Below are 17,319 nucleotides of genomic sequence, written 5' to 3'. Positions count from 1 at the left end.
AGTGGAGCCTTCGTTCCCGCATGCGCGGGAACGACGGTATCTTCGTTTCGAGCGTGCGTGGTTAGAACAGGTCTGCGTCGAGAGCCATCAGGTTGGCCGAGCCGGAACGGGCCTGGCGAATCAGCATCGCGGTTTCCGGGTACAGGCGCGCGAAGTAGAAGCGCGTGGTCGCCAGTTTCGCCTTGTAGAAGTTGTCGCCCGAGTCTTCCTTGGCCAGTGCGATCTTCGCCATCTGCGCGAAGAAGTAGCTGTACACCAGGTGACCGACAACCCGCAGGTAAGGAACAGCTGCCGCGCCGACTTCGTCCGGATTCTGGAATGCCTTCATGCCGATTTCCATGGTCAGCTTGGTGACCTTGTCGCCCAGGTCGCCCAGCGGGGTGATGAACTCGGACAGTGCTTCATCGGTGCCGTTCTCTTCGACGAAGGCCTTGATCTTCTCGCCGAACTTGCGCAGCTTGGCGCCGTTGTCCATCAGGATCTTGCGGCCCAGGAGGTCGAGCGACTGGATCGTGTTGGTGCCTTCGTAGATCATGTTGATGCGCGCGTCGCGCACGTACTGCTCCATGCCCCACTCGGCGATGTAGCCGTGACCGCCGTAAACCTGCATCGCTTCCGAAGTAGCGATCCATGCGTTGTCGGTCAGGAAGGCCTTGATCACTGGCGTCAGCAGCGCGACTTCGTCTGCCGCGTCCTTGCGCACTTCTTCGTCAGGGTGGTTCAGTTCGCGGTCGATCTGCAGCGCGACGTACGACGAGAAGGCGCGCGCGCCTTCTGCGTAGGCTTTCGCGGTCAGCAGCATGCGGCGAACGTCCGGGTGAACGATGATCGGGTCAGCTGGTTTCTCAGGGGCTTTAGGACCGGACAGGCTGCGCATCTGCAGGCGGTCCTTGGCGTACACCAGCGCGTTCTGGTACGCGACTTCGGTCAGGCCGAGCGACTGCATGCCGACGCCGAGGCGCGCTGCGTTCATGAACACGAACATCGCGTTCAGGCCCTTGTTCGGCTGGCCGATGATCCAGCCCTTGGCGCCGTCCAGGTTCATCTGGCAGGTCGAGTTACCGTGGATGCCCATTTTTTCTTCGATCGCGCCGCAGGCGATCGGGTTGCGCTCGCCGACGGTACCGTCAGCGTTCGGCAGGAACTTCGGCACCAGGAACAGCGAGATGCCTTTCGAGCCTTCCGGCGCGTCCGGCACGCGTGCCAGCACCAGGTGCAGGATGTTCTCGGCCATATCGTGCTCGCCGGCCGAGATGAAGATCTTCGAACCGGTGATGTTCCACGAACCGTCCGCGTTCGGCAGCGCTTTCGTGCGCAGCATGCCGAGGTCGGTGCCGCAGTGCGCTTCGGTCAGGCACATGGTGCCGGTCCAGTCGCCCGAGACCAGCTTCGGCAGGTAGGTTTTCTTCTGTTCGTCGGTGCCGTGCTCCAGCAGGCACTCGTAGGCGCCGTGCGACAGGCCCGGGTACATCGACCATGCCTGGTTGGAGGAGTTGAGCATCTCGTAGAACGAGTTGTTCAACACGATAGGCAGGCCCTGGCCGCCGTATTCAGGATCGCATGCCAGCGCAGCCCAGCCGCCTTCGACGTACTTCTTGTACGCTTCCTTGAAGCCCTTCGGAGTCGTCACGGCCTTGCTGCCGGCGTCGAACGAGCAGCCTTCGCGGTCGCCCGAGTGGTTCAGCGGGAACAGCACGTCCTGCGTGAACTTGGCGCCTTCTTCCAGCACCTGGTTGATGATGTCGGCGTCGACATCTTCGAATTTCGGCATCTGCTTCAATTCGTCGGTGACGTTGAGGAACTCGTGCAGCAAGAACTGCATATCCCGAATTGGCGCGACGTACTGACCCATGGTTTTCTCCTGACGAACTACGATTGAATGACTGAGCGAGCGGGGGCGCGCTTAAACTTTTTGCGGATTCTGGTAATTCTGGATCAGGCGCTCGAAGCCGGCGCGGGCACGATCGACGCTGCCCGGCATGCGCAGGAAGCGCGCATCGTGATGCAGGGCCAGGATCAGGCCATACATCTCGTAGACCATCTGCTGCGCATCGGTGCCGGCCTTGAGGTCGCCCACTTCGATGCACTGCTCGACGCAACGCAGCATCGCGCCCTGCCATGAGCGCACCATCGACACCAGCTCCTCGCGGATCGGGCCCGGACGGTCGTCGTATTCGACGGCGCCGCTGATGTAGATGCAGCCCGAGGCGATTTCGACGCTGACGCGCTTGATCCAGCGCGTGTACATTGCCTTCAGGCGCGCGATGCCGCGCGCTTCCTTCAGCGCAGGGTAGAAGACTTCCTGCTCGAAGCGGTGGTGGTACAGCTTCAATACTTCCAGCTGCAAATCTTCGCGCGAACCGAAGTGCGCGAATACGCCGGACTTGCTCATGTTCATCTTATCGGCGAGCAAGCCAATGGTCATGCCTTCGAGGCCATCGCGGCTGGCGAGGTCGAGTGCTACGTCAAGGATGGCGGCCCTGGTAAGTTCGCCCTTGCGCATGAATTTGACTGAAGTATTAATAGATTTACCCATCAGAGGTTAAAAATCCGAACGCTCGTACTATTATCCACTGGGAGTGAAATGTCAAACACGAACTTTAGAGGGCAGGTTCTATTGAGCCAGAACAAGGAATGGCCTCGGGCCGGATCGCGCGGATGCGGGCCTTGCCCTTATCCGCCGAACGAGGTGTCCACTACTCGCCGGCCTTCCCCAACTGCCTTCGATCGCGCTTGGTCGGCCGCCCCTTGATGGTACTGGCCGGCTCCCGGTATATCTTGCGCGCCTGCGAATCATTCTCCCGCTTGACGATGCTGGCCTCGGTCTCCTCGTACAACGCGCGCGCCACCGGCGCCGCGCCGCGCTTGTCCGAAATCCCAAGCACCACCACTTCCCACGCATCCGATCCGTTATCGATCGCCAGCTTATCCCCCACCTTCACCGCGCGGGCCGGTTTGATGCGGTCGCCGTCGAGCTTCACCCGCCCGGTATCCACCGCGTCCGTCGCCAGCGAACGCGTTTTGAAGAAGCGCGCCGCCCACAGCCATTTGTCGGTTCGTACGTTATCCATGTGTCGTCAAGCGTAACCGATTGCGAAGATACGCATCGTCAATTTATAGAAAAGATAGGCGATCCCATACCCCGTTCGCCGCACCCAGCTTTCGTTGGCGAAGTCGTCGCGGTGGACCAGTACGCCATCGGCCATGCCGCGCTCGATGTGCGCGCGCATGCTGGCCGCGAACTTCACATCCCTGACTACGATATTGGCCTCCTGGTTCAGGAACAGCGACAGCCCGTCGCAGTTGCTCGAGCCGACCGTCGACCAGTCGTCGTCGATCACCGCCACCTTGGCATGCAGCTGCGTCGTGCGGTATTCGATCACCTGCACGCCGCTGGCCAGCAGCTTCGGGTAGAACGAGCGCGCGACCATATCCTGCAGCCAGATCTCGCCGACGCCGATCAGCAGCCGCACCTCGACGCCGCGCTGGGCCGCGTGCGCCAGCGCCAGGCGGAACTCGTGACCGGGCGCGAAGTAAGGATTCGCGAGCAGGATGCTTTTTTTGGCTCGGCCGATCGCCTGGAGGTAGGCGCGCTGGATCGTGTGGCGGTTGCGCAGGTTGTCGCGCACGACAAATGCGGCCTGCATCGGCTTGTCGCCATCCATCGGCAGCGGCTTGCGCATTTCGCGGAACAAGCCGAAACGCCGGATCAGGCCAAGGCGGCCGACGCGCGCCCACTGCACCTGCATTTCGAAATGGATGGCGCTGACCAGCGGACCGCGCACCTTGGCCGCAAAGTCCCAGCGCGGCGCGGGCAGGCGTGTATCGGGATCGTAGTCGCAGTACCAGTCGTCGTTGACGTTGATGCCGCCCACAAATGCGACCTCGCGGTCGATCACGGCGATCTTGCGATGGGTGCGCGTGACGCCGCGCCTGAACCAGGGATTGAACACGCGGTAGCGCACGCCCGCTTCAGCGAACGCGATGCCAAGGCGCGCACAGCCGCGGTGGCCGGTGCCCCACCAGTCGGCCAGCACGCGCACCTTGACGCCACGCCCGGCGGCGCGGATCAGCGCATCCTGGACCGCGTTGCCGGCCTCGTCGCAGGCCCAGATATAGGTTTCAAAATAGATGTCGTGCCGGGCCGATTCGATCGCCGCCAGCATGGCCGGGAACAGCGCAAGGCCGCTTTCCAGCAGTTGAATGTCGTTATTGGAGACGAATTGTATCGGGCGCATTTTCAGTAGTGTTGCCGGCCTCAGGTCAGCTTCAGTTCCGCCACGATTGGTGCGTGGTCCGACAGCTTTGCCCATAAAGTACCATGCAACACTAATGCCGACTCAACCTTGAAGCCGCGCACATAAATGCGGTCGAGGCGGAACCATGGCAGTGCGGCCGGGAAAGTCCGGGCCGGACTGATGGCCGGCTCGCGGCGCGCGAAGCTGTTGACCAGCCTGCTGATTTTCGACTCGGCCTTGCGCCCACCGTTGAGTTCGTCGAATACCTCGGCCACGCCCAGTTCCTTGCGCAGGCGGTCGCTGAGCGTGTTGCGCCAGTCGTTGAAATCGCCCGCGATGATGACCGGCTCGCCATTCGGCGCCGATTCCTTGACGGCGTCGATCAGCGCCTGGGTCTGGCGGCCGCGCCCGGCTTCGAACAGTCCGAGGTGGACCACATAGCAGTGCACCGGGCCCTTCTCGGTCTTGAGTACGCAATGCAGGATGCCGCGTTGTTCGTAGGCGTGGTCGGAAACGTCGTGGTTGCGCGAATTTTCGATCTCGAAGGAGCTGAGCAGCGCATTGCCGTGGTGGCCGTGGTCGTAGAGGGCGTTCATGCCGTAGGCGCAATGATGGGAATCGCCGGCAAAGAATTCGTGCTGTGCGCGCGCGGGCCAGTTGCGGTGGCCGCGGCTTTCCTCACCGTAACGCGCAGTCAGGTGGTCGTGCCGGCCCTGCACTTCCTGCAAGAACACGACATCGGCATGGAATTGCGTGATCGCCTTCTTCAGGGCGTGCACTCGTGGCTGGGTCCGGATCGAGGAGACGCCCTTGTGGATATTGTATGTTGCTACACGAATCTTCATGGGAACATTCTAACCCCATCGGTCCGTGTTTTTCAGGAGCAAGGCAATCGTGCGCGGGCCATCCAGCCACGTGTTAGTGAGTGCCATCAAGACTGGTGGGACTGTACGAACCGGAAACGTTGCGTCCTGCCGTCACTTAGTGCCACGCGCACCAGTTCCCGCAGTTTCTGTGCGGCCCTGTCCGCTATCTGTCCGAACGCTGTGCGGCCCGTACCATTGGAGCTGGCTGCTGCCGTAGCAATCCCTCCGTACTGAGGTCCTCGTCCAACTCGCTCCAATGGATTCCGTACCCGGCGCCGCATACGGACCACTGTGCCAATTGCTCAGCCGTAGCGGCCGCCAAGCGGGGATACCAAGCCAAGGGCGCGCTCACCTGGCGTCCATCCATCAGCTCAACATGGATCGAGTCGTCGTCGAATGCAACCGCTTTTACGCGCTCATCAGGTATCGGAGTTGAAGTACTCATTCCACTTCCTTTGAAAGTCGTCCCGATGGTTAGCGATGATACGCCCTATCCTCCGCAATTCAACAGGGGAATAGCCGCGGCTTCTGGCACAAGTGTTCTCGCGCAACCAGAATTTCGCAGACTTTCCTTGATGCTCCACATGGACGTGCGGCGGTTCCCCGGTCTCATGGCTATAGAAATAAAAGCGATAGCCATGCAGCATTAACAGCGTTGGCACTATTTCCACCGATTCGAGCACGAAATGATGAATCGTATAGGCTTCACAATGCCACGAGTCTGCCTGCCGTCAAGAGATCCTAATCCTCTACCGCGATACGGAACTCCCCCTTAGGCAACATCAGCTTTGGCACTGGTTTGCCCGCCTCGACGAGTACGTTATCAGCAGGCACAGCGTCAGGGCCATCCGACTTCCGGTACGCCATCACCAGCCGTCGTCCTGTTTTTGGCAGCAATCCAGGCGGGATATCGCGCGGCGCGCGGCCGGCGAGCGTACCCAGCCATTCCGGCCGGCCGAACTGTATGGCGTAGCGGGGGAATACTACCTGCATGTCGACCCGGCCGCCCATCCCTTCAAGGATCGGATAGGTACCGTCCTTCGCGCGCAGGGTGAATGGCGCGTTTTTCCCGGACGCCTTGGCAAGCAGTGCCTCATATAGCGGGCTCTCGTCCTCCCGTTTTGGATGCGCGAAGAAATGCGTCTGGTCCACGTGCAGCATGTCCAGCCCGGTCATCCTCCGCAGATGTTCGCCCATCATCACGGGCGCCGCACCATTCGGCGATTTGTACAAGTGGCCGTAGCCGACGAAGATCAGCACCCTGGCCTCCTTGTCTTTGGAGAAGATGCGATCGACCAAGTTCCTTGCCTGCCCCGTTTCGCGCGCGGCGATCCGTTCCGCGAAGCTCCCGGTGACGTCCTGGGTGCCGTGCTCGTACGACACCAGCTTCCAGCCATCCGCTATTGCGCTGTTGACGAAGCCTGCGAATACTGGATCCAATGTGAAGAAGCCTGAGGTAAGACCGACGTAGGTTGAAGGTGGCACGGGCCCGTCGTCGTTCCTGAACGTTTCCGCAGCCAGGTAGCCGTAACCGATCTTGCGGAGCTCGGCGGCCAATTTTTGCGCGAACGCGCGATGCATGGATATGTTGTGCGCCTCATTCAACAGAACGACCCGCTTGGTGCGCGCCTCGGCAACAATCGCCTGGATCGCGTCGTCAGCGACGGCCTCGTCAATCGCCTGCAGGTCCGCGGCCTTGCCTTTGAGATGGGGCGGACGTGTGCGTTGGAAATCGTATGCGGCGATCGCGCCGTCGTGATCGCCCACGAAAGCGCGCCAGTTACCGAGCTTCTGAAAGGCAGACGACGCTTTTCTCAAGGCCGTCCCGGTTTCGCTGCCAGGAGGCTGGATGTTCGCATCGGCGGCAAGCGAAGGAAGGGCTGCTTCAGCCCTTCGCAGCTGCTCCATGTACGATCCACCAACCCACAACACTTGCGCATTGGACGGCACATGGAGCGTGAGAAGGATGCATGCAATCTGAAGGATCACTACCGCGCGTTGTTTCATGCGACGCCTTTAAGTTGGGTGAACGTGCCTCGATAACTGGAGAATAGCTTCTGCGTTGGACGACGAAAAGCAGCGGTCGGCCGCTTCGAGGAAAGGCAACCAGGCGTACTGAAGATGCTCGCGGTCGCTGAGGACGATCGGGATATCGCGCGGTACGCACACGCTGAACACGTGCTCGGTGTTGCGCGTGACGCCGGGCGCGTAGCGGTGCCGCCAGGTCGGGTAGATTTCGTAGATGTTGGACAGGTGCCAGTCGCGCAGCACGATGTCGCTGCCGTCGGCGACGATGCCGGTTTCTTCGAACAGCTCGCGCGCGGCGGTGTCGATCAGCGGTTCGTCAAGCGTGTCGAGGGAGCCGGTTACCGATTGCCAGAAGCCTGGACGGTCGGCGCGCTCAATGAGGAGTACTTCCAGGTCGGGCGTGTGGATCACGACCAGGACTGATTCGGGGATTTTGTGGGGCGTGGTCACGCTTGCTCAGCATGGGTTACCGCGGGGCCGCCGAGGCATGCGCGGGAACGACGACTGCGCGTCGTTCCCGTGAAAACGGGAACCCAATTTGCTTCTTGGCTTACCCTACCTTCGGCTCTGCATTACGCAGGCGGATGTGCAGTTCGCGCAGTTGCTTCTCATCGACCTCGGAAGGTGCGTTGGTCAGCAGGCACTGCGCGCGCTGGGTTTTCGGGAAGGCGATCACGTCGCGGATCGAGTCGGAACCGGTCATCATGGTCACGATGCGATCGAGGCCGAACGCCAGGCCGCCGTGCGGTGGCGCGCCATATTGCAGCGCGTCGAGCAGGAAGCCGAACTTCAGCTGCGCTTCTTCCGCATCGATCTTCAGCGCGCGGAATACCTTGCTCTGCACTTCTTCGCGGTGGATACGGATCGAACCGCCGCCCAGCTCCCAGCCGTTCAGCACCATGTCGTAGGCCTTGGCGATGCACGCGCCCGGATTCGTCTCGAGCATGTCTTCGTGGCCGTCTTTTGGCGCGGTGAACGGGTGGTGGGTCGCGGTCCAGCGGCCCGACTCTTCGTCGTAGTCGAACATCGGGAAATCGACAACCCACAGCGGGCGCCAAGCGTCGTCGAACAGGCCGGCCTTCTTGCCGAAGTCCGAGTGGCCGATCTTGACGCGCAGCGCGCCGATCGCGTCGTTGACGACCTTCGCCTTGTCGGCGCCGAAGAACACCAGGTCGCCGTCCTGGGCGCCGGTCAGGGCCAAGACCTTGGCCAGCGCTTCGTCGGACAGGTTCTTGACGATCGGCGACTGCAGGCCGTCACGGCCCTTCGCCTTTTCGTTGACCTTGATGTAGGCCAGGCCCTTGGCGCCGTAGATCGCGACGAACTGGGTGTATGCGTCGATCTCCGAACGTGGCATCGCGCCGCCCTGCGGTACGCGCAGGCCGACCACGCGGCCGCCTTCCATGTTCGCAGCACCGGAGAACACCTTGAACTCGACGTCCTTCATGATCTCGGTCAGGTCGGTGAATTCGAGCTTGACGCGCATGTCCGGCTTGTCCGAACCGTACAGGCCCATCGCGGTAGCGAAGTCCATGACCGGGAACGGGTTTGGCAGTTCGATGCCGAGGGTGTTCTTGAAGACGATACGGATCATGTCTTCAAACAGGTCGCGGATCTCCTGTTCGGTCAGGAACGAGGTCTCGCAGTCGATCTGGGTGAATTCAGGCTGGCGGTCGGCGCGCAGGTCTTCGTCGCGGAAGCACTTGGTGATCTGGTAGTAGCGGTCGAAGTTCGACACCATCAGCAGCTGCTTGAACAGCTGCGGCGACTGCGGCAGCGCGAAGAAGTTACCGGCGTTGACGCGCGACGGCACCAGGTAGTCGCGTGCGCCTTCAGGCGTCGACTTGGTCAGCATCGGGGTTTCGATGTCGATGAAGCCCAGGTTGTCGAGATACTTGCGCACTTCCATCGTGACCTTGTAACGCAGGCGCAGGTTGTTCTGCATTTGCGGACGGCGCAGGTCGAGCACGCGGTGGGTCAGGCGGGTGGTTTCCGACAGGTTGTCGTCGTCGAGCTGGAACGGCACCGGCACCGACGCGTTCAGCACTTCAACCTGCGACGCGACCACTTCGATGGTGCCCGACGCCAGGTTGGCGTTGGCAGTGCCTTCGAGGCGCTTGTTGACTACGCCGGTGATGCGCAGGCAGTACTCGTTGCGGACGTGTTCCGCAGCCTTGAATACGTCGGCATTGTCGGGATGGCAGACTACCTGCACCAGGCCTTCACGGTCGCGCAGGTCGATGAAGATCACGCCGCCGTGGTCGCGGCGACGATGCACCCAGCCGCACAGGCTGACGGTTTGGCCGAGCAGCGCTTCAGTGGTGAGGCCGCAGTAGTGTGAACGCATGGTGGACATAGGATTTTCAGTCTAGGTTGGTTATTCGGTGGAGGCGCTGAAGCGCGCCTCAGATCTTGGTTGGCGAATGCTCGGGGGCGACGACGCCCATCGAGACGATGTATTTCAGGGCCGCGTCGACACTCATGTCGAGTTCGACGACCTTGCTGCGTTCCATCATCAGGAAGAAGCCCGAGGTCGGGTTCGGCGTGGTCGGCACATAGACACTGACAAAGTCGCCGAGCAAATGGTTCTTGACGTCGCCGCCAGGGGTGCCGGTCAGGAAGGCGATGGTATAGCTGTCCGCATGCGGGTAAGGAATCAGCACCGCCTTGCGGAACGCGTTGCCGGACGACGAGAACAGCGTGTCCGACACCTGCTTGACGCTGCCGTACAGCGAGCTGACCACGGGAATGCGGTGCAGCAGGCGTTCCCACAGGCGTACGAAGTAATTGCCGATCAGGTTGTTGGCCAGCAGGCCGGTCACGAACACGATGGCGATGGTCAGGATCGTGCCAAGGCCCGGGATGTCGAAGCCGACGATGTTATGCGGCTGCCAGCGTTCCGGCAGGATCAGCAGCGACTGGTCCATGGTACTGATGACCGCGTTCAGGACCCACGCCGTGATGGCGATCGGGACCAGAATCAGCAATCCGGTAATGAAGTATTTACGCATCAAGCTCTCAAGTTATCGGGGCGGGCCGCAGCCCGGCCGTTCTCAGTCCGTACTGGTCTTGGCGGCCGGCGCGGGCGTGGCCGGCGCAGGAGCGGCCGCGGGCGCAGCAGGTTCGGCAGGTCCGGTCGCGGTTCCCTTGGACGGCGCAGCGCCTCCGCGGAAGTCGGTCGCATACCAGCCAGTGCCCTTCAGCTGGAAGCCGGCGGCGGTTAATTGCTTCTTGAAGGCTGACTTGCCGCAGGACGGACACTCGGTCAGTACCGGGTCAGAGATCTTTTGCAAGACATCCTTGGCAAAACCGCATTCATCGCAGCGGTAGGCGTAAATCGGCATTTATTACTCCGCAAAAATCGTCAAAACCCTGAATTATATGCCTTTTTCCCTCCTCCCAGCAGAAAGTCGGCGGATCGGCTGCCTGCGTGCAACGCGTCCGGCTTCGTGGCGGAATGGTAATATGCGCGCTTCCCTGCATCCGCCGGGCCAGAACTGAAAAAGGAAATGCAATGATGTTGAAGAAGTCCCGTATTTTGCTCATTGGCGCGGCATCCGTGCTGGCCCTGGGTGCGTGTGATTCGAAAGACGCGATCAAGACTGCCCCGAGCAAAGAGCCGGTCGCGGCGACGGTGAATGGCGTGGCGATCCCTGCCAGCACGGTTGAACTGATGGTCAAGGAGCGCACCGCCCAAGGCCAGCCGGACAGCCCTGAGCTGCGCAAGGCGATCATCGAGAACCTGGCGATGCAGCACCTGGTCGCGGCTGAAGCGGTCAAGAAAGGCGTCGACAAGCAGCCAGAGACCCAGCGCCAGCTGGAACTGGTGCGCCAGTCGATCCTGGCCAACGCGTTCGTCGCCGACTACATCAAGAACACCCCGGTCACCGACGAGATGCTGAAGGCGGAGTACGACAAGGTCGCGGCGCTGGCCGGCGAGTACAAGGCGCGTCACATCCTGGTCAAGGAAGAAGCTGAAGCAAAGGCGATCGTCGCCGAGCTGCAGAAGGACGTGACCAAGTTCGCGGCGATGGCACAGGAAAAGTCGATGGACCCGGGCTCGAAAGTCAACGGCGGCGACCTGGGCTGGTTCGACCCGCGCAGCATGGTGCCGGAATTCGGCGCGGCTGTGGCCAAGCTCGAAAAAGGCAAGTTCACCGAAGTGCCGGTCAAGACCCAGTTCGGCTACCACGTGATTTTGCTGGAAGATTCGAAGAAGGCGGAAGCGCCTCCGCTTGAATCAGTCAAGGAACAGCTGAAGCAGCAAGTGCAGCGCACCAACCTGACCAAGCTGTTCGACGACATGAAGACGAAGGCGAAGATTGAGATCGCTGGCCAGCCTGCAGCACCTGCCGTAGCCAAGTAAGCTCAACAACGTCGTTCCCGCGTACGCCTCGGCGGCCCCGCGGGAACGACGTTATTTACGCCGCCACACCATCCATCGCTCCTTCCCCGCAAACACGGGAATGGAATCCGCGACCCCGGCGTCCTCGACGCATTCAAAATCCCCGCCCAATAAGCGATCCAACTCGTCGCGGCTGATGCCGAACGGCGGCCCTGTTGGCGCGTCATCGAAAAAGAAGAACCCGGCCAGCAGCCCGCCTGACGGCAGCAGTGCCGCCCAGCGCTTGGCCACCTGCGGCCACATCGCCCGCGGCAACGCGCACAGGAACGCGCGCTCGTAGATCATGTCCAGGCCCGCCGCCGGCTCATAAGCGAAGAAGTCCGCCTCCACCACGCGACTGCTCCACTGCCCCGTAATCGCGCGCGCCCGTTCGACGGCGGCCGGCGAAAAATCGAGCGCCGTCGCGTCCCACCCGGCCTCGGAAAAATAAACCAGTTCATATCCCGCGCCGCACCCTGGAATCAACACGTTCCTGGCCTGCGACGTCGCGACGAATCCGCGCACCTGCTCCGGCACCCCGCCCCTGTCCCACGGCGTGAACTCACGCTCGAAACGCTCGTCCCAGAATGCTGGCGTGCGCGGATCGCGGCTGTCGAATTCCGGCATTTACTGCCCCGCGTACAAGCGCAGGTAAAGCTGGATGCCCGCCAGTCCGAGGCCCAGCGTCGCCGCAAATACAACCATGAACGCCAGCATGCGGTTGGTGCGCCGCTGTTCGATCACGAGCGCCAGCAGCAGCTCGCTGTCCGGCCCGCGCGGCTCGGCCTGGCGCACCAGCGCGTTTTGCAGCAGCCGTGGCAGCTGCGGGATGATGTGCGTGTAGTGCGGCGCTTCGGCCTTCAGGCGCTCCCACAGGCCTTGCACGCCCACCTGCTCGGCCATCCAGCGCTCCAGGTAGGGCTTGGCGGTCTTCCACAGGTCGAGGTCCGGGTCGAGCTGGCGCCCGAGGCCTTCGATATTGAGCAGCGTCTTTTGCAGCAGCACCAGCTGCGGCTGGACTTCGACGTTGAAGCGGCGCGAGGTCTGGAACAGGCGCAGCAAAATCTGGCCGAACGAGATGTCCTTGAGCGGCCGGTCGAAGATCGGTTCGCAGCAGGCGCGCACCGCGGACTCCAGTTCGTCGACGCGGGTTTCGCGCGGCGCCCAGCCCGACTCGATGTGCGCTTCCGCCACGCGCTTGTAATCGCGCCGGAAGAACGCCAGGAAGTTCTGCGACAGGTAGTCCTTGTCGAAGTCGTTCAGCGTGCCGACGATGCCGAAGTCGAGCGCGATGTAGCGGCCGAAGGTCTTCGGGTCGATCGAGACCATGATGTTCCCCGGGTGCATATCCGCGTGGAAGAAGCCATCGCGAAACACCTGCGTGAAGAAGATTTCGACGCCATCGCTCGACAGTTTCTTGAGGTCCACGCCCTCGGCCTCGAGGCGGTCGATCTGCGAAATGGGAATGCCATGCATACGCTCCATGACGATCACGTCGGTGGAGCAATAGTCCCAGTACATTTCGGGCACCATCAGCAAGGTCGAGTTGGAGAAATTGCGGCGCAGCTGGCTGGCGTTAGCCGCTTCACGCATCAGGTCGAGCTCGTCGTGCAGGTACTTGTCGAACTCGGCGACAACTTCCTTCGGCTTCAGCCGCTTGCTGTCGGCCCACACGCGCGACAACAAATCGACCGCGATGTGCATCAGGGCGACGTCTTCATCGATCAGGCGCTTCATGCCCGGACGCAGCACCTTGACCGCAACTTCCTTGCCGTTCTTCAAGGTCGCGAAGTGCACCTGCGCAATCGACGCCGACGCGACCGGCGTGCGTTCGAAGCTGGCGAACAATTGATCCGGGTGGGCGCGCAGCGAGCGGGTAATCTGGGCAATGGCGAGGTCGGAAGGAAACGGCGGCACGCGGTCTTGCAGCAGCGCCAGCTCATCGGCGATGTCGAATGGCATCAGGTCGCGCCGGGTCGACAGCACCTGGCCGAACTTGACGAAAATCGGGCCCAGTTCTTCCAGCGCCATGCGCAGGCGCACGCCGCGCGGCTGGGCAATAGTGCGCCAGAAGAACATTGCATTGATCAGCCTGGCCGTGCGCGGAACCTTGAATCCGGAGAACGCAATTTCATCGAGGCCGTATTTGATCGCGACGCGAATGATTTTAAGGAGGCGCAGGAATTTCAAGATCATCAATGGTCCAGGTTTATTTTTGTCCGGCGTTTTTGGCCGGGGTGTTGTTTCTTGCGGCCAGCTTCTGCTCGAGTCGCGCGATGCGCTTGGCAGCGCGTTCGACGTCGTCGCGCAGGCGCGTTACGTCGTCGGTGAATTCTTCCACCGCCACTTTCGGCACCAGCAGCGGGTTTTCCTCGACAAAATACTCGGCGAGGTTTTCAGTGACCTTCTTGTGCGTCGTGCGCACGTGCTCGAACGCGGAGCGGGCCCCATCGGCGATGCGGGTCGCGGCAACCGGCCCCATCATCCGCTCGATGTCGTGCTCGGCTTCCCAGCGCAAGCCTTTCGCCAGCTGCGAGATGGTGTTGGCGAACTCGGCGTCGCCTTCGATCTTCACGTACGAAAACGCGCGCTCGCGGTTGCGCGCGATCAGCGGCAGGTCTGCCAGCTTGACCCGGATGGTGACGTTGGCCGCCTCCTCCGACCGGCTGGCCTCGACCATGCCGTCGCGCGTCACGCGCATGCGCAGCCCCATGCCGGAGGCGTCGATCAGCGCCTCCTTGCCGGCGTGCAGCTCGAGCGCGTCGCGCGCCCAAGCCTCCTGCGCCAGCAAGTGGTTGATGGCCTTGACGACCGGGGCCGTCAAGGCGGTCTGTGATGTGAACGGATTCGATGTCGCCATAATGTCGTACGCCTGAAAAACAAAAACCGCCCGGTGTTAGCGGGCGGCCTTGATCTTACCATTTGCGGGGGTTAATTCCGCCCACACAATTACTTTCCTAAATAATAATCAGGAAAGCTGCTGGATACCTGCGAGGACCCAACCGGTGCTGCCGTCGGTCGGCTTGCTCATGTTCCACACTTCGGTGAACGGCTCGGCCAGTGCGGTCGGGTCGGTCTTGATCTTGCCAACGAACTTGACGCTCGCCAGGTAGTCGGCCGCGGTGGTTTCGATACCAAGCAGTTCAGCGTCGATCGATACCACGTCGGTGAAGTCGGCCACGTCGCCGCGTTCCTGGATCTGCATCTTCAGCTCTGCGTATACTTCCGGCGTGGTGAATTCACGCAGGTCGGTGAAGTCGGCCTTGTCCCATGCGGCCTGCATGCGGATGAAGCTCGATTTCGCGTGGCGCAGGAAGGTCGCGCTGTCGAAGTCCGACGGCACGCCGTACGGGGTCGTTACGTGCGGCTGGCTGCTGCCGGCGCTGGCAGGCATCTGCTGCGCAGGCTGGAAGGCGGTTGGCTGCGCCGCAGGCTGGAAGCCCGAACGTGGCAGGCCGGAACCGATTTCAGGCGTCGCGCCGCCCGCACCGGCTGCCACTGGCTTGTTGAAGCCTTCGAATGCCGAGTTCGCAGGGGTGTCCTTGCGCTTGAACATGCGGAAGATGAACAGGCCAGCCATTGCCAGCAATGCGACCATCAGGATGGTCGAGATCATGCTGGCAGCGGCGCCGCCCAGACCCATGCTCGACAGCAGCGCGCCAAGGCCGAGGCCCAGCAGTGCACCGCCCAGCATGCCCTTCCACATACCGCCCTTGGCCGCTGCGGCGGCTGGCGCTGCGGCGGCCGCGCCGGCAGCTGCCGGACGCTGGGCCGCGGTTGGCGCCTGCGCTGGCGCAGGTGTATTAGCGCGCTGCATCGCTGCCGGCGACTGGCGGCCGAACGATTTCTTGCCGCCCATTGGACGCGCACTCGCCTCGACAACCATCGACATCGCCGTGATCGCAAGCATCATGGTCACAAGTAGTTTTTTCATTGCTTTGTCATCCTAAAGTTTGATACCGGTGTGAAGAGCGGCCACACCTGCCGTGAGATTGAAGTATTCCACCCGTTCCAGCCCGGCTTCCTGCATCATCGACTTCAGTGTTTCCTGGTCGGGATGCATGCGGATCGATTCAGCCAGGTAACGGTAGCTGTCTGAATCGCCGGCAATCTTCTGGCCCAGCCAAGGCAGGACCGAGAAGGAATATACGTCGTACGGCTTCTGCAACGGCGCCGCCACTTTCGAAAACTCCAGCACCAGCAATTTGCCGCCCGGCTTCAGGACGCGCTGCATTTCTTTCAGCGCCTGGTCCTTGTGCGTCATGTTGCGCAGGCCGAAGGCCACGCTGACGCGGTCGAAGTAGTTGTCCGGGAACGGCAGTTTTTCGGCATCACACAGCAACGTGGGGGTGACGATCCCGTTATTCAAGAGCCGGTCGCGGCCAACGCGCAGCATCGACTCGTTGATATCGGTGTGCCACACCTCGCCCGTCGGGCCCGCTTTTTTGGCGAAGGCCTTCGACAAGTCGCCGGTACCGCCCGCAATATCGAGCACCTTGAAGCCGGGACGGATCGCCGCGTTGGCGATCGTAAACGTCTTCCAGATGCGGTGCAGGCCGCCCGACATCAGGTCATTCATCACGTCATACTTCGACGCGACCGAATGGAAAACCTTGGCGACTTCACGGACCTTGTCGTCTTCCGACACGGTCTTGTAGCCGAAGTGGGTTGTGTTGGTCATATTTACAGGCAAGATTAATCTCCACGCATTATACAAGCGCGCTGCAATGAGGGGTGCATGCCTAAGTTCCGCTTAAGTTTCAAACGGATCGGCCCCGGATGCGTGGCAGAATATTCGGCTTGGAAGCGAGGGACTCCCTATGAACAACTCTACTTTCCCGCAGGACAGCAAGTTCGACGTGGCCAGCATCATGGGCGGGCTGTACGGTGATGGCTTCATTGCCTGCAAGGGTGCGTTTTCGCGCGAATGGGTGCAGTGGCTGGGCCACGACATCGCCATGCTGTTCGAGGAGGCGCTCAGCCAGCCGGGCGGTGCACTTGCCCGTGGGCCATCGCGGTACTACGTCGAGATCCATCCAGAGAAGCTGAGCGGGTTCGTCGACATCATCACTCATCCGTGGGTGGTGGCGGTATGTACGGCGGTTCTGGGGCCGGATTACAAGATCGTCGAGGCTGGGTTCGATGTCCCGGGACCGGGTGCGATGAAGCAGCCGTGGCACCGGGATTTCCCGTCGCCTGAAGCGACGCTGGTCGGACGCAGGTTGAATTCGCTGGCATTCAATATCACCACCGTGGATGTGACCGAGGAGATGGGGCCGTTCGAGATCGCGCCGGGGACGCAGTGGGATGACCTGAGTGGCGGGGACTTGATGTTCCCGGCGCCGGAGCTTACGGATCGGTATGAGGCGCGGGCACAGCGGAAACTGGCGCGTATGGGCGATATCACGGCCAGGTCGGCGCTGACCATTCACCGCGGGACGGCGAACCTGTCGCAGAAGTCACGACCGGTGTTTGTGCTGGGCGTCGATGCGCCGGATGGGACGAATGCCGATAAACATGACTTACAGGTGACGCGGGCGTACTACGACGGTTTGCCCGCCGAGATGCGCCGGCATCTGGCCGGGCGGGTGGTCGAGAAGCTGGCGCCGATCGTGCAGGGACACGCAATCGAGGGACTAAAGATGGGACAGATGGGGTAAAAGTCCGCCGACCTTGTCCATATATGGACTCCTCCGATATTGCAACATCAATTTCGGTTTTGGCTGTTAGGTGCAACTGCTTCCGTATATCCGGCCTCGTTGTGAGCACCGTCGCGCTCGGGCCATAATGGATTCTGCGCGCT

General features: G+C 61.7%; 19 protein-coding genes. 2 read left to right on the top strand and 17 right to left on the bottom strand.

Annotation, left to right across the window (positions count from 1 at the left end):
- Positions 1–61 precede the first annotated feature (61 nt).
- The 12 genes from HHL21_RS16745 to HHL21_RS16690 form a co-directional block, all read right to left on the bottom strand.
- A complete protein-coding gene (locus HHL21_RS16745; protein ID WP_169467942.1) occupies positions 62–1,852 on the bottom strand; it encodes an acyl-CoA dehydrogenase C-terminal domain-containing protein in 1,791 nt (596 codons plus the stop codon).
- A gap of 51 nt (positions 1,853–1,903) precedes the next feature.
- Complete coding sequence (locus HHL21_RS16740; protein ID WP_169468196.1) at positions 1,904–2,503, bottom strand: TetR/AcrR family transcriptional regulator; 600 nt, start codon at positions 2,501–2,503, stop codon at positions 1,904–1,906.
- 193 nt (positions 2,504–2,696) lie between these two features.
- On the bottom strand, positions 2,697–3,071 hold the full coding sequence (locus HHL21_RS16735; protein WP_169467940.1) for an RNA-binding S4 domain-containing protein: 375 nt from the start codon (positions 3,069–3,071) through the stop codon (positions 2,697–2,699).
- Between the two features lie 6 nt (positions 3,072–3,077).
- A complete protein-coding gene (clsB, locus tag HHL21_RS16730; RefSeq protein WP_169467938.1) occupies positions 3,078–4,238 on the bottom strand; it encodes a cardiolipin synthase ClsB in 1,161 nt (386 codons plus the stop codon).
- A 20-nt stretch (positions 4,239–4,258) separates the two neighbouring features.
- Positions 4,259–5,083: an endonuclease/exonuclease/phosphatase family protein gene (locus HHL21_RS16725; RefSeq protein WP_169467936.1), complete on the bottom strand. Its 825-nt coding sequence runs from the start codon at positions 5,081–5,083 to the stop codon at positions 4,259–4,261.
- A 184-nt stretch (positions 5,084–5,267) separates the two neighbouring features.
- On the bottom strand, positions 5,268–5,549 hold the full coding sequence (locus HHL21_RS16720) for a DUF2442 domain-containing protein (RefSeq protein WP_169467935.1): 282 nt from the start codon (positions 5,547–5,549) through the stop codon (positions 5,268–5,270).
- On the bottom strand, positions 5,524–5,751 hold the full coding sequence (locus HHL21_RS22180; RefSeq protein WP_370659751.1) for a DUF4160 domain-containing protein: 228 nt from the start codon (positions 5,749–5,751) through the stop codon (positions 5,524–5,526). Before HHL21_RS22180 ends, HHL21_RS16720 begins: the two co-directional genes overlap by 26 nt.
- Before the next feature lie 94 nt (positions 5,752–5,845).
- Entirely contained in the window at positions 5,846–7,111 is a 1,266-nt protein-coding gene (locus tag HHL21_RS16710) for a hypothetical protein (protein WP_169467931.1), read from the bottom strand.
- 9 nt (positions 7,112–7,120) lie between these two features.
- A complete protein-coding gene (gene nudB / locus HHL21_RS16705) occupies positions 7,121–7,582 on the bottom strand; it encodes a dihydroneopterin triphosphate diphosphatase (RefSeq protein ID WP_169467929.1) in 462 nt (153 codons plus the stop codon).
- A 100-nt stretch (positions 7,583–7,682) separates the two neighbouring features.
- Positions 7,683–9,479 carry an aspartate--tRNA ligase gene (gene aspS, locus HHL21_RS16700; RefSeq protein WP_206085853.1) on the bottom strand — a complete coding sequence of 599 codons (1,797 nt, stop codon included), beginning with the start codon at positions 9,477–9,479 and terminating at the stop codon, positions 7,683–7,685.
- A 58-nt stretch (positions 9,480–9,537) separates the two neighbouring features.
- On the bottom strand, positions 9,538–10,143 hold the full coding sequence (locus HHL21_RS16695) for a DUF502 domain-containing protein (protein WP_169467924.1): 606 nt from the start codon (positions 10,141–10,143) through the stop codon (positions 9,538–9,540).
- Positions 10,144–10,185: 42 nt separating this feature from the next.
- Positions 10,186–10,476: an FmdB family zinc ribbon protein gene (locus tag HHL21_RS16690; protein WP_169467922.1), complete on the bottom strand. Its 291-nt coding sequence runs from the start codon at positions 10,474–10,476 to the stop codon at positions 10,186–10,188.
- 170 nt (positions 10,477–10,646) lie between these two features.
- Between HHL21_RS16690 and HHL21_RS16685 the strand changes: the two genes are divergently transcribed.
- The gene (locus tag HHL21_RS16685; RefSeq protein WP_229496522.1) at positions 10,647–11,498 is read left to right on the top strand and encodes a foldase protein PrsA; all 852 of its coding nucleotides are present in this window, start codon (positions 10,647–10,649) and stop codon (positions 11,496–11,498) included.
- Between the two features lie 51 nt (positions 11,499–11,549).
- Here HHL21_RS16685 and HHL21_RS16680 read toward each other — a convergent pair whose 3' ends face one another.
- The 5 genes from HHL21_RS16680 to ubiE form a co-directional block, all read right to left on the bottom strand.
- Entirely contained in the window at positions 11,550–12,143 is a 594-nt protein-coding gene (locus tag HHL21_RS16680; protein ID WP_169467920.1) for a methyltransferase, read from the bottom strand.
- A complete protein-coding gene (gene ubiB, locus HHL21_RS16675) occupies positions 12,144–13,712 on the bottom strand; it encodes a ubiquinone biosynthesis regulatory protein kinase UbiB (protein WP_169467918.1) in 1,569 nt (522 codons plus the stop codon). It lies immediately after the preceding gene.
- Positions 13,713–13,725: 13 nt separating this feature from the next.
- Positions 13,726–14,376 carry a ubiquinone biosynthesis accessory factor UbiJ gene (locus tag HHL21_RS16670; protein ID WP_169467916.1) on the bottom strand — a complete coding sequence of 217 codons (651 nt, stop codon included), beginning with the start codon at positions 14,374–14,376 and terminating at the stop codon, positions 13,726–13,728.
- 108 nt (positions 14,377–14,484) lie between these two features.
- Positions 14,485–15,450, bottom strand: a complete 966-nt coding sequence (locus HHL21_RS16665; RefSeq protein WP_169467914.1) for a Tim44 domain-containing protein — start codon at positions 15,448–15,450, stop codon at positions 14,485–14,487.
- 12 nt (positions 15,451–15,462) lie between these two features.
- Positions 15,463–16,197 (bottom strand): bifunctional demethylmenaquinone methyltransferase/2-methoxy-6-polyprenyl-1,4-benzoquinol methylase UbiE, encoded by a 735-nt coding sequence (gene ubiE, locus HHL21_RS16660; protein ID WP_169467913.1) that lies wholly within the window; start codon positions 16,195–16,197, stop codon positions 15,463–15,465.
- Between the two features lie 139 nt (positions 16,198–16,336).
- Here ubiE and HHL21_RS16655 point away from each other — a divergent pair, with 139 nt between their 5' ends.
- Entirely contained in the window at positions 16,337–17,176 is an 840-nt protein-coding gene (locus HHL21_RS16655; protein ID WP_169467911.1) for a phytanoyl-CoA dioxygenase family protein, read from the top strand.
- The last annotated feature ends 143 nt before the right edge of the window (positions 17,177–17,319 follow it).

Origin of the sequence: Massilia polaris, from assembly GCF_012927275.1 — a bacterium.
Taxonomy (GTDB): domain Bacteria; phylum Pseudomonadota; class Gammaproteobacteria; order Burkholderiales; family Burkholderiaceae_D; genus Telluria_A; species Telluria_A polaris.
Note: the sequence above shows the minus strand (reverse complement) of the source record. Positions and strands in the feature narration are given on the sequence as shown.